Origin of the sequence: Microcystis sp. M_OC_Ca_00000000_C217Col (genome assembly GCF_007095585.1) — a bacterium.
Lineage (GTDB): Bacteria > Cyanobacteriota > Cyanobacteriia > Cyanobacteriales > Microcystaceae > Microcystis > Microcystis panniformis.
The window spans coordinates 21070-33578 of the sequence record NZ_SFBV01000352.1 but is presented as its reverse complement, the minus strand read 5'-3'; the positions used below and the strand labels follow the sequence as shown (position 1 = coordinate 33578).

The 12509-nt window shown below is 42.6% G+C and carries 10 protein-coding genes; 5 read left to right on the top strand and 5 right to left on the bottom strand.

All coding sequences use genetic code 11. The features are described 5' to 3' along the window. Positions 1-148: 148 nt before the first annotated feature. The 3 genes from EWV66_RS22815 (at position 149) to truB (ending at position 3866) form a co-directional block, all read left to right on the top strand. Positions 149-1720, top strand: a complete 1572-nt coding sequence (locus EWV66_RS22815) for a hydantoinase B/oxoprolinase family protein (RefSeq protein ID WP_287109240.1) — start codon at positions 149-151, stop codon at positions 1718-1720. 127 nt (positions 1721-1847) lie between these two features. Beyond that, complete coding sequence (gene tsaD / locus EWV66_RS22810; RefSeq protein WP_287109239.1) at positions 1848-2894, top strand: tRNA (adenosine(37)-N6)-threonylcarbamoyltransferase complex transferase subunit TsaD; 1047 nt, start codon at positions 1848-1850, stop codon at positions 2892-2894. A 90-nt stretch (positions 2895-2984) separates the two neighbouring features. Next, positions 2985-3866 carry a tRNA pseudouridine(55) synthase TruB gene (truB, locus tag EWV66_RS22805; protein WP_287109237.1) on the top strand — a complete coding sequence of 294 codons (882 nt, stop codon included), beginning with the start codon at positions 2985-2987 and terminating at the stop codon, positions 3864-3866. A 219-nt stretch (positions 3867-4085) separates the two neighbouring features. Here the strand turns inward: truB and EWV66_RS22800 are convergent, their stop codons facing one another. From EWV66_RS22800 to EWV66_RS22785, 4 genes are all read right to left on the bottom strand, one after another. After that, entirely contained in the window at positions 4086-4358 is a 273-nt protein-coding gene (locus EWV66_RS22800; protein ID WP_002763859.1) for a hypothetical protein, read from the bottom strand. 101 nt (positions 4359-4459) lie between these two features. Continuing rightward, the gene (gene hisC, locus EWV66_RS22795; protein WP_287109235.1) at positions 4460-5506 is read right to left on the bottom strand and encodes a histidinol-phosphate transaminase; all 1047 of its coding nucleotides are present in this window, start codon (positions 5504-5506) and stop codon (positions 4460-4462) included. Between the two features lie 91 nt (positions 5507-5597). After that, entirely contained in the window at positions 5598-6818 is a 1221-nt protein-coding gene (ispG, locus tag EWV66_RS22790; RefSeq protein WP_287109234.1) for a (E)-4-hydroxy-3-methylbut-2-enyl-diphosphate synthase, read from the bottom strand. Positions 6819-6968: 150 nt separating this feature from the next. Further along, on the bottom strand, positions 6969-7883 hold the full coding sequence (locus EWV66_RS22785; protein ID WP_287109233.1) for an alpha/beta fold hydrolase: 915 nt from the start codon (positions 7881-7883) through the stop codon (positions 6969-6971). Positions 7884-8088: 205 nt separating this feature from the next. Between EWV66_RS22785 and EWV66_RS22780 the strand changes: the two genes are divergently transcribed. Next, positions 8089-8658 (top strand): TIGR04376 family protein, encoded by a 570-nt coding sequence (locus EWV66_RS22780; protein ID WP_287109230.1) that lies wholly within the window; start codon positions 8089-8091, stop codon positions 8656-8658. Positions 8659-8905: 247 nt separating this feature from the next. Beyond that, a complete protein-coding gene (gene lysS / locus EWV66_RS22775) occupies positions 8906-10627 on the top strand; it encodes a lysine--tRNA ligase (protein WP_287109228.1) in 1722 nt (573 codons plus the stop codon). 231 nt (positions 10628-10858) lie between these two features. Here lysS and EWV66_RS22770 read toward each other — a convergent pair whose 3' ends face one another. Next, positions 10859-12505 (bottom strand): DUF3685 domain-containing protein, encoded by a 1647-nt coding sequence (locus EWV66_RS22770; RefSeq protein WP_287109226.1) that lies wholly within the window; start codon positions 12503-12505, stop codon positions 10859-10861. Positions 12506-12509: the final 4 nt, after the last annotated feature.

The following is a 12509-nucleotide window of genomic DNA, read 5'->3' as shown; positions in this document are numbered from 1 at the left end:
TTTAATTGATTAGTTCGCTCTAGATCAAAAACAATTGACAAAAATGGCCAAATGCTTTTCTACATAAGGGTTCCATCCCTTATATCCCCCGTCCATTGCATAACACAAACCGAAGAGCCATAACTGATAACTGATAACTGATTTTCCTATGTTCCCTGTAGATTTTCACCGCACAGAAATAACTACCGTTGCCGATCCTATTTATCTAGAAATCTTTAAAAATCTCTATCAATTTATTGCCGAAGAAATGGGGATTACTCTCCAAAATACGGCAGCAAGTGTCAACATTAAAGAGCGCCTAGACTTCTCCTGTGCTATCTTTGATGAGGTGGGAAATTTAATCGCTAATGCTCCTCATATTCCTGTCCATTTAGGCTCTATGGCCGATAGTGTTAAAAGCTTAATTCAGGATAAAGGGGAGACGATTCTTCCGGGGAATGTTTATCTGGCTAATAATCCTTATAATGGCGGTACGCACCTCCCAGATGTCACAGTAATTAGCCCTATTTTTGATCGCCAAAATCAGGAAATATTATTTTATCTTGCCTCCCGGGGACATCAAGCTGATATCGGTGGCATTACCCCCGGTTCTATGCCTCCCCATTCTGTCCATATTAGCGAAGAAGGAATTTTATTCGATAATTTTTTGCTGGTAGCGGCGGGACAGTTTCGGGAAAAAGAATTAATTAATCACTTAACTAATAGTCCTTTTCCTGCTCGCAATATCGCCCAAAATATTGCCGATTTTCAGGCACAAATAGCCGCTAATGCCAAGGGAGAAAGAGAATTACATAATATGGTTGATCGCTACGGATTAGCTATGGTTAAAGCCTATCAACAGTTTGTTCAAGATAATGCCGAATTAGCGGTTAGAAAAGCTATATCTGTCTTAAAAGATGGTGAATTTACCTATTATCTGGATAACGGTGCTGTCATCAAGGTCAGAATTAGCATAGATATTGATAATTGTCAAGCAACCATCGATTTTACTGGCACATCTGACCAGTTAAATAATAATTTTAATGCACCCCTAGCAGTGACAAGAGCGGCGGTTTTATACGTTTTTCGTACCCTTGTGGAGGAGGCAATCCCTTTAAATGCTGGCTGTTTCAAACCCCTCCATTTAATTATCCCATCTGGCTGTTTTCTTAATCCCGTTTATCCAGCTGCCGTAGTAGCGGGAAATGTGGAAACTTCCCAGACAATAGTTAATACTTTATACGGTGCTTTAGGCATTCAAGCAGCCAGCCAAGGGACGATGAATAATTTCACTTTTGGTAATCAAGAATATCAATATTATGAGACTATTTGCGGCGGTTCTGGTGCGGGGGCAAATTTTGCGGGAACTGCTGCCGTACAAACCCAAATGACTAATTCCCGTCTCACTGATCCGGAAGTATTAGAAATGCGCTATCCTGTGTTAGTAGAAAGTTTTAGCATTCGCCCCGATAGTGGCGGCAAGGGACAATATTCTGGAGGTGATGGTGTGATTAGAAGAATGAAATTTCAAGAGGCTATGACTGCTAATATTCTGTCGGGTAATCGCCTGATTCCCCCCTTTGGACTAGCGGGAGGAAAAGCCGGTAAAATAGGACGTAATGCCGTGGAAAGAAACGATGGAACTATCGAAGAATTGCCCGGCACTGCTACTGTAGAAATGAACCCCGGTGATATTTTTATTATTGAAACTCCAGGCGGTGGTGGCTATGGAAATTGCTGAACGATAACTTTAATTTTAATTAAGTACCTAAGCAAAATTAAGTAAGTGGTTATAATTAAATTAAAGATGGATCCCCCCTTAATCCCCCCTTAATAAGGGGGGTGTCTGACGATTTACTGATTAAATCATGACAATTATCTTAGCGATCGAAACCAGTTGCGATGAAACGGCTGTGGCTATTGTTAACAATAACCAGGTGTTGAGTAGTGTGGTTTTTTCTCAAATTGATCTCCATCGTCTCTATGGCGGTGTTGTGCCAGAAATGGCCTCGCGACAACACCTAGAAACCATTAATTTTTGTCTAGAAAAAGCTTGGCAAGAAACGGGGTTAACTTGGTCAGAAATTGATGGAATAGCCGTCACAGTTGCTCCCGGTTTAGTAGGTGCTTTAATGGTGGGGATGACGGCAGCCAAAACCCTCGCTATTGTCCACGATAAACCCTTTATCGGCATTCATCATCTCGAAGGTCATATCTATGCTTCCTATCTCGCTGAATCTGATCTTAAACCCCCCTTTTTATCTCTTTTAGTCTCTGGGGGTCATACCAGTTTAATCCATGTGCAGGCCTGCGGCAAATATCAACAATTAGGAACCACTAGAGATGATGCAGCCGGAGAAGCTTTTGATAAAGTGGCACGATTATTAAACTTAAGTTATCCGGGTGGTCCGATAATCGATCGCATGGCTAAAGATGGTAATCCCCAAGCTTTTACGTTACCTGAAGGTAAAATATCTTTACCAACCGGCGGTTTTCATGCCTACGATTCCAGTTTTAGCGGTTTAAAAACTGCTGTTTTGCGCTTAGTAGAGAAATTCGAGCCAGATAATTTACCCGTAGCTGATATAGCTGCTAGTTTTCAAGATACGGTAGCCAGAAGTTTAACCCGTCGGACAATCAATTGTGCCTTAGATTATGGCTTAAAAACTATTGCGATCGGGGGAGGAGTGGCTGCTAATAGTGCCTTGAGAAATCATCTGGAAACTGCCGCCAAAAATCATGATTTAACCGTCTATTTTCCGCCACTTAAACTCTGTACCGATAACGCCGCTATGATTGCTCGCGCTGCCGTTGATCATTATGATCTTGGTCATTTTTCTGACCTTTCCCTCGGTGTTCGTTCCCGTTTACCTTTAAGCGAAGTTATGCAATTATATAATACGTCAGATTTTTAGCTATCAGCCGTCAGTATTCAGAATTGAGGAGATGGCTTTTATCTATTCTCCCCATCACCCCACTTCATAATTCATAATTCATAATTTATAATGTTTGGCTTTTTAAATCTCAATAAACCCCCCGATTGGACTTCTCACGATTGCGTGGCCAAAGTCCGCAAAATTCTGAAGACAAAACGAGTCGGCCATGGCGGAACTTTAGATCCTATGGCTACGGGAGTTTTACCGATCGCCGTCGGTGCTGCCACCCGATTACTGCCCTATTTACCCGAAAATAAGGCTTATCGGGCAAAAATCCAGTTAGGACTCAGCACCGATACCGATGATATTACGGGAAAAGCGATCGCCACTTGTCCCTGTGGCGATTTAACTTTAGAGGCAGTTAAGCCTTATTTAGCGGAATTTATTGGCAATATTGCCCAGATTCCGCCGATGTATAGTGCTATTCACCAGGATGGTCGCCGTCTCTACGAATTGGCTCGCAAAGGGGAAATAATCGCAGTGGAGCCTCGTCAGGTCAAAATTGATCAAATTACGATTTTAGGCTGGTTAGAGGGCGAATTTCCGCAAATAGAGCTAGATATTCACTGTGGATCGGGGACTTATATTCGTTCCTTGGCCAGAGATTTGGGCAAGGTGTTAGCTGTGGGTGGCACTTTAGCCAGTTTAACTCGCACGGAAAGCTGTGGTTTTCAATTAGCTGATAGTATTAATCTGGAAGCTTTAATGGCTAATTCCGAGGGTTTAATTTCGCCTCGCATTGCCTTGGCACATCTAGACTGGATTTCTTTGACATCAGAGAGAGTTATCGATTGGTTTCACGGCAGAAAAATTAATCTCACCGATACAAATGTTATGAGCGGTTCTCTGGTTGCTGTGGAGTCTTTAGAAGCTCAATTTCTCGGCATTGGTGAGATAGTTAGCAGAGAAGATGAATACTACCTACAGCCTAAAATAGTTATTCAGCAATAGGGTTAATAATCAAAACTTTTTCTATATCTTAATTATGTTTATCTGGACAAACTAAGCTTTTTTATCAACAGTGATCCTCTTGCATAATTAATTTTTCAGGGTTCAAAAACGGCAAAAATAATGGTTAAATTGCCTAACATCTGTAAAGAGACCATTTAATTGATTATGATTGATTCTTAATTCTCCTGACTACTGACTACTGACTACTGACTCCTAACCCTAACAACAATTTTTGATTTTTACAAGAGGTCTAGTATAAACCCACTGATTATGATTTTTTCTGGCCACGATTTTTTTAGAAGCAACCAAAGATTTTAGACAAAGATTGAGCATAGAAACGGGACGATTTAAGCGTTGGCTCAATTCTTGAACTGTGATTCCTTGAGGATAAACTTGCATAAGTTCAAAAATTTGTGCGCTGGTATTTAATCCTTTTGTGGGACTAATAATCTTGATAGCCAAGGCTAGTAATCGGGAGAAACGACAGGCCATTAGACCCTTGTTTGTCGCTGCTTTGTTCCGATCGATCTAGCCTTTTTTTCGAGAAGTTATCAGGGTTTCAAGTGCTAATAAAACCCTGACGTAAATCGAGATTAATTTGTTCCCATAATCTCTTGAATAGCAGATAAAAGGCGATCAATCTCCCCATCGGTTCCGATAGAAATCCGCACATAATTCTGAATGCGAGGATGTTTAAAGTATCGCACTAATATCTGACGCTCTTTGAGTTGATTATATAACTCACTGGCACTAATGTGCGGGGGAGAAGCGAGGATAAAATTAGCTTCCGAGTCAAAAACAATAAATCCCAACTCGCGCAGAGAAGTAATTAAACGGCTGCGGGTTTGACGGACTTTTTGCCAAACTTGCTCAAAATAATTATGGTGTTTTAAAGCTGCTGTGGCTAAAGTTTGAGCAATGCGATCTAAATTATAGGAATCACGCACCTTATCCATCTGTTCGATAATTGCCCTCGAAGCAAAACCGAAACCGACTCTTAACCCCGCTAAACTATAACTTTTCGACATGGTGCGACTAATGATGACATTATCGTAACGGGAGAGAAAATCGAGATGATTGTCATCACTAAAATCCACATAAGCTTCATCAATTAATACCAATCCTGACGCATTAGCACAGGTTGCTTCTAAATAGTCGCGCTCAAGATGTTTACCGAGGGGAGGATTAGGAGAAGCGAGAAAAATTAATTTCGCTTCCGGACAAATAATCGGTCCTGCTAATTCAAATTGATCATTAGTGGGAAATTCGATAATATTTGCCCCGTGTACCCGGGCAATTGTCTCGTAAAGGGAATAGGTTAAATCCAAAAAAGCGACACTTTCGCCAGGGTTAACAAAAGTTCGCAGGGCGATATTAAGTATATCATCGGAGCCATTACCGGCGATTATCTGATTGGCTGTTATGCCGTATAATTCCGCCGCCGTTTGCCGTAACTCTTTGGAGATAGGATCGGGATAGAGTCGGACTTTCTCTAATTGCTCTTGCAAGGGGGCAAAAATTTCCGCCGGTGGGGGATAGGGATTCTCATTGGTGTTAAGTTTGGTAAATCCCGCGCTTTGGGGCTGTTCTCCCGGAGTGTAGGCGGGGGTTTGACGAACACAATCGCGTGTAGGTAGCATGAACTCTCTGGGGCGGCAATTTCTAGCAAGCTTTTTATTATAGCTGATTATCAGGGGTTGAATAGATGTCAACCCCCAATGGTAAAACTAATTAGGGTTCTACCCAACGGCCATCGGCTTTAATTAAATTAATCAACTCGCTTACACCTTCACTTTCGGGGACGCGTTTAATTTCCTCGCGACCGCGATAAAGGGCAATATAACCGGCCTGTTTCCCCACATAACCATAGTCTGCGTCGGCCATTTCTCCCGGTCCATTGACAATACAACCCATAACGGCGATATCGAGTCCGGTGAGGTGTTGAGTCGCTGCCCGCACTTGCTGCAGAACATCTTCTAAATTAAAAAGAGTGCGACCACAGGAAGGACAGGCGACGTATTCGACCATGGTTTTCCGCAGTCCCAGGGCCTGGAGAATACTGTAACAGACGGGAATTTCCTTTTCGGGAGCTTCCGTCAGAGAAACGCGAATCGTATCACCAATACCGTCCGCTAAGAGAGTGGCAATCCCGGCAGTGGATTTAATTCGTCCGTATTCCCCATCTCCTGCCTCAGTAACACCCAAATGCAGGGGATAATCCATACCTAACTCGTCCATGCGCTTAACCATGAGACGATAGGCGGCCACCATCACCGGCACGCGGGAAGCTTTCAGGGAAACCACCAGATTGCGAAAATCGAGGGATTCGCAGATGCGGATAAATTCTAAAGCCGACTGTACCATTCCTTCGGGGGTGTCGCCGTAGCTAAAGAGCATTCTTTCGGCCAGAGAACCGTGGTTAACGCCGATTCGCATCGCTTTATCTTGATCTCGCAGGGAAATCACTAAAGGTTTCAGGGTTTCGGCTATTTTTTCGCCAATTTCATCAAATTCTGCTTGACTATACTCGCTGCGGTCGGCCTTCGGTTTCTCGAAAACGTACAAACCGGGGTTAATCCGCACTTTATCGACGTGCTTGGCCACTTCTAGGGCGATTTTCATGCCGTTGTGATGCACATCGGCTACTAACGGTACGGGTTGATAGGTGGCCAGCAGTTTTTCCCTAATTTTAGCCAAGGCGGTGGCGTGGGCCAGACTCGGCACGGTGACGCGGACAATTTCACAACCGATTTCATGGAGGCGACGGATACCGGCCACGGAACCATCTATATCAAGGGTATCCTCGTTAATCATCGACTGCACGACCACGGGATAACCACCACCGATGGTAACGCTACCTACCCTGACGGGACGGGTTTTACGTCGGTGAATCGTGGTGTCGAATTCGGAGGCAGTTGCGGGGGGTTTGAGCGTCGATTCCAAGGTTTGCATAGGACTATCACCAACAATCACTCTCCCTATTCTCTCAAAGAACAGGAACGGATTCTAAGTAGGGAGGCACAATTATTTGTCGGATGGGTTAGGGGTAGCGTAACAGGAGCGGACGTTGGGTTTCATGCTTCAACCCAACCTACGTTCATCTCAAAGAACAGGAACAGATTCTAGCCACTCTAATAAAATTGGGTTAAAACGGTCAGGACATTCATCCTGTAAACAATGACCGGCCCGTTCAAATTCTACATATTTAATCCTAGGATTAAGGGAGACAAAACCCTGGGCTAACTGGACGGGAACCATCCGATCTTGTTTGCCCCAACACAATAAAATCGGGATTTCTAAGCGTGGTAAAATTAACTTTGCCGGTGGACAATATTTGGGATGATTGACAGCTTGTGCTAGGGAAATAAAGGCCTCCGCTGCCCCCTCATCTAGGGTTGGGGCGGCGATAATTTGCACTAATTCGTCGCTAACGGCTTTCTTGTCTTCGTAGGCGATTCCTGTCCATTTTTTTAAGGCTTGCGGACGACGCAGATAGTAAAAAATCGGTTTTAATAGCCAAGGGGAAGTGAAAAAGTTTTCGATGGGAGTGACGATATTTAATAACCAATCGGCGATCATTTCCCGCCGACGGCTGACATCGGGTAAACTGAGCATAACTAATCCGGCTACCATTTCCGGGTATTTACCCCCTAAGGCCATACTAACTAAAGAACCGATCGAATTTCCCACTAATACCACCGGTCTATTTATAAAAGTTTGCCAGAAATCGTGTATCTGTTCCACCCAGAGATTAACGGTATAGGGAACCTGCACTTTACGCGAACCACCGAATCCTAATAAATCTACCGCGTAAACTTGATGATTTTGGCTGAGAATAGGAATATTATGGCGCCAATGTTCGATCGCTGCTCCAAATCCGTGCAGTAAAATTAAAGGGGGATTATCGGCATCTTGGGGGTTTTTTGCCGGCATAAAACTATAACGAATTTGCCAACCGCGCCACACCCAATCCCGTTGATAACCGATGCGTTCTGTCCAAGCTGGTGAAGTTGTCACTTAAGTCAAACAATTAAGAGGGTTTCAGGAAATATTACTCTAGTTTTATTATACGGGTTTCCCCGTCCCTAACCCGCGGCTGAATAAGATTTTTGTACTACTTTTTCCAAATATATTTAAACCTAGGGTTGATCTAGCCTATGCTAAAAAGAGGGGGACTAAAATCGCTCCTAGACTTTAATTGCAAATTTAGGATACTGCACAGATGGGCAATCTATTTGATGATGTCAGTCGCTTTCTTGAAACCCAACTGGAAGAATTTCTCAGAAGTCATCCCCAATTAGAATTACAGGCGCTGGTGGAACAACTGCGCGAACAGGAGCGCGATACTGCTAAACTGATTACCGCCCTAGAAAATGAGCGTCAACGTCTCGAACAGCAAATTTTGGCCACTGCCCAAGATATCCAAACTTGGCACGCTAGAATTGATAAGGCTAAGGCTGCTGGACGGCAGGACTTGGTTAAGGCTGCTAGTGAACGCGAGGCAGCCCTCTTCCGTCAGGGTAATCAACTTTGGGGACGGATGGAAGGGGTGAAAAAACGTCTGACTCAATCCCAAGAGTTACTGCAACAAGTCCAACAACGTCGTCAAGAAGTGCAAATTAAAGCCGAAAAAGCCCCTAAAAATCAGTCCCGTGACTGGGAAACCACTTTTTGGGATCAACCCCAAGAATCGGACTATCAGCACTCGAACTACGATCATCTCGATCTAAAATTTAAAGAATGGGAAACGGAAGAAGAATTGAAAAAATTAAAGCGAGAAATGGGACGATAACTTTTCAGTGAACAGTGAACAGTAAACAGTAAACTGATAAGTAGGGAGGCACAATTATTTGTAGGATGGGTTAGCGGTAGCGTAACATGGGCAGGCGTTGGGTTTCATGCTTCAACCCAACCTACGTCTATCTTATATTTAATTCCACCCACCCACTTAACTCACATCTGATAACTGATAACTGATAACTGATAACTGAAATCCCCAAAACCTAAAAATTTCCCAGAATTGTTCCTCTTAGAAAACGATGGCATCTCAAGCACAAAATCCTGAAAATCAACCCTCCTCTACTCTCGAAGAAATCCGGGCTGCTCGTTTACAAAAAGTGGCAGGATTGCAAAAAGCTGGCTTAAATCCCTTCGCTTACCATTGGAAATCTACCGCTCATGCTCAACAATTACAAGAGCAGTACGCTGACTTAGCACCGGGAGAAGAAATTAGCACAGAAGTAGCAATTGCTGGTCGGATTATTGCCCGAAGAATTATGGGTAAACTAGCCTTTTTTAACCTGCAAGATGAAACGGGAACGATTCAATTATACCTCGATAAAAAACGCATTAGTGAAACTATGTCCGCCGTGCCGAATGCCTTTAACACGGTGATTAAACTAACCGATACAGGCGATATTTTAGGGGCAAAAGGGACGATTAAACGCACAGAACGCGGCGAATTATCTATCTATGTAAACCAGTACGAAATTCTCACTAAATCCCTCTTACCTCTCCCAGATAAATGGCACGGTTTAACCGATGTAGAAAAGCGTTATCGACAAAGATATGTGGATTTAATTGTTAATCCCGAAGTGCGACAAACTTTTCGCCGTCGCGCCCAAATTACTGCTTCTATTCGGAGATATTTAGACCAAGAAGGTTTTATTGAAATTGAAACTCCCGTGCTACAAAGTGAAGCTGGAGGAGCCGATGCTAGACCGTTTATCACCTATCATAATACGCTGGAGATGGAGTTATATCTCCGCATTGCCACCGAATTACATCTAAAAAGATTAATAGTCGGTGGTTTTGAAAAAGTCTTTGAGTTAGGCCGAATTTTTCGTAATGAAGGGGTTTCTACTAAACATAACCCCGAGTTTACTTCCATCGAAATTTATCAGGCCTACGCTGATTATTATGACATGATGGAGTTAACCGAAAACATTATTGTTAATGCTGCACAAGATGTTTTAGGTACGCTGAAAATCACCTATCAAGACAGGGAAATTAACCTAACTCCCCCTTGGCGACGAGTGACTATGCACGAATTAGTCCAAGAAATAACCGGGGTTGACTTGAATAGTTTTGAGGATTTCGAGTCGGCTCGTATTGCCGCAGAAAATGCTGGCATTGGCGTTCCAGAGGACTGTAAAACCATTGGTAAGCTCTTAAATGAAGCTTTTGAACAAAAAGTCGAAGAAACGCTAATACAGCCCACTTTTGTGCTAGATTTTCCCGTGGAAATTTCCCCTTTAGCTAAACCCCATCGCTCAAAAACTGACCTCGTGGAAAGATTTGAATTATATGTGGTTGGACGGGAATTAGCTAATAGTTTTTCTGAGTTAACCGATCCCATCGATCAACGGCAAAGATTGGAAGCACAGGCACTCAAAAAAGCGGCTGGAGATTTGGAAGCGCAGGGAGTTGATGAGGACTTTTTAACCGCTTTAGAATACGGAATGCCCCCCACGGGAGGCTTAGGAATTGGCATCGATCGCCTGATCATGTTATTAACCGATTCTGCCAGTATTCGCGATGTGATTGCTTTCCCCTTATTAAAAAGTCAAAGTACAGCGATTAAATCTTTTGACTACGATGAGGAAAAAAAAATTCTGAAAGTGGAATTTAATCACGGTGGTATCTATCTTTATCATGATCTACCTTTGGCAGTATATAAAGATTTTCAGTCCGCACCATCGAAAGGACAGTTTTTTGTCGGACAGATTCGCGATAAATACAGTTTTGACAAGGAATTGTAAAAGTTAGGGCCACTTCAGTTATCAGTTATCAGTTATCAGTCATAATTCATAATTCATAAGTAGGTAGGCGTTAAAAATTATCAGATGCCCCCTTATTAAGGGGGGATTAAGGGAGGATCCCCCCGCCTATCGGCACCCCCCTTATCAAGGGGGGCAGGGGGGATCGAACCTAAAATCCATTTTTAATTTAATTATAACCAGGTACTTAATTCATAATTCATAATTCATAATTCATGATCCCTTTTTACCTTTTACTTCCTGCCAAGTGTTACCGACTCCCTGTAAAACCCCGCGAATTACTAAACCAATACCCCTACCGATAACTTGGATAAGAATATAGACTACTCCATTACCCACCACCCGAAAAAAAGCGCGTAAACGAGGGGATAAAGAGTCTCTTAATTCTAAGGCGATCGAAACTAACCAGGGTATGCCTGTTAAACTGTTTAATTCTTCCTGTCGGGGGGAATAAATGGCTAGAGATTGGATTTCTCCCTCGCTATAGTGAAATAATTGATATTGACTTTCAAAGATATCTTTTGGTCCTTGCCAGTATTGTTGCCGTCGGTATTTCCAAGATAATTCATTGCGGATTTTAGCTAATTTTCTGGCGATGAGAAATTCCGACCGGTAAAGTTTTTGTTTGATTCTTTCCGATTCCGAGAAGTTATTAAGAATAATTACCATCACTGCATTGGCAAGATTATGAATGAGATTTTGCAGGAGAATTTCGGCTCTGGCGATGGTTTCAGGAGCATTAGCTCGGTATCCTACTCCGTCAATAGTTAAACTATTTTCGTACACTAAATAGGAAAATAAGTCAAGAGTAAAAGGAATTTTATTGAGGATTTCTGTTTGAATTGCCTCTCTTTCTTCTAGAATAATTTCGTTAAGTCTGCCTTTACTAATTTCGTCATAAACCGAGGCATTAATTTCTAAAAATTTACGGGTCACTTTCTCCCAGATATCGTAAATAATCAGATTTAAGCGACCAGTTAATTCTCCGCGGCTAATCTGTAAATATCTCATTTCATCGACATTTTTACGAATTTCATCGAGAACTAAATACAATAATTCCCGTTGCCGATTATCCTGTAAAACATCAATTTCAAAACTGATCTTTGTTCTATTGATTAAAGGCGATCGAATGACTGCTAAAGTGGACTCAAAAACCGCCGAAACACAGAGGGGACGCTCGCGGCTTAAAATAGGTAATTCCCGATCGATATTGTTGATTATTATTGGGGGTGTCACTAAAGCTGAATTGTAATAGCTACCTTCGAGGGGAATTAGTTTTCTGACTAGCCATAGGGATGCTAAAAGTTCTCGTTTTCTCCCCTGCCAATAAAAGCGATCAAAGCCGGATAAAGACTGTTGATTAAGATGGAGATCAATTAAATGTAATTCACTTTCGATGCGATTTAATCCCGTTTTGCCAGCACTGATTAACCAATGGCTAGGAGCTAAACTTGCACGGGTAGCAATGGTGAGAGGGGAAGGGACAACATCGTGGGATTCATCCCGGGAAATTTGCCCTAAAATAGTGATAAATTGCTCTAGGTTTGTGCCTTTGGGAATATAACCAGCGATGCCTAATTCTCTGGCGATTAGTTGCTGTCGGGAGTCGAGAGGAAAGGTTAATAGAACAATTTTACTTTCGGGATAGCGAGAGTGGAGAATTTCACAGTAAGACCAATCAAAGAGAGGATCAATAATAATAATTTCGGGGGCCGGATTAAGAGTCAAGGCGAAAATCGTTTCTAAATCCCCTTCGGTGACGATACTAATATTTTCTATCTGCGACAAGGCCTGCACCAGACCCAAGCGGAAAATCGGGTCATTATCGATGATAATTAGGGTGAGAGGGCGATCGATCACAAGA

Excerpts from the sequence above, each read along its gene's own strand:
- EWV66_RS22815 (WP_287109240.1), top strand. The coding sequence starts at position 149 with ATGTTCCCTGTAGATTTTCACCGCACAGAAATAACTACCGTTGCCGAT.
- tsaD (WP_287109239.1), top strand. The coding sequence starts at position 1,848 with ATGACAATTATCTTAGCGATCGAAACCAGTTGCGATGAAACGGCTGTG.
- truB (WP_287109237.1), top strand. The coding sequence starts at position 2,985 with ATGTTTGGCTTTTTAAATCTCAATAAACCCCCCGATTGGACTTCTCAC.
- EWV66_RS22800 (WP_002763859.1), bottom strand. The coding sequence starts at position 4,358 with ATGGCCTGTCGTTTCTCCCGATTACTAGCCTTGGCTATCAAGATTATT.
- hisC (WP_287109235.1), bottom strand. The coding sequence starts at position 5,506 with ATGCTACCTACACGCGATTGTGTTCGTCAAACCCCCGCCTACACTCCG.
- ispG (WP_287109234.1), bottom strand. The coding sequence starts at position 6,818 with ATGCAAACCTTGGAATCGACGCTCAAACCCCCCGCAACTGCCTCCGAA.
- EWV66_RS22780 (WP_287109230.1), top strand. The coding sequence starts at position 8,089 with ATGGGCAATCTATTTGATGATGTCAGTCGCTTTCTTGAAACCCAACTG.
- lysS (WP_287109228.1), top strand. The coding sequence starts at position 8,906 with ATGGCATCTCAAGCACAAAATCCTGAAAATCAACCCTCCTCTACTCTC.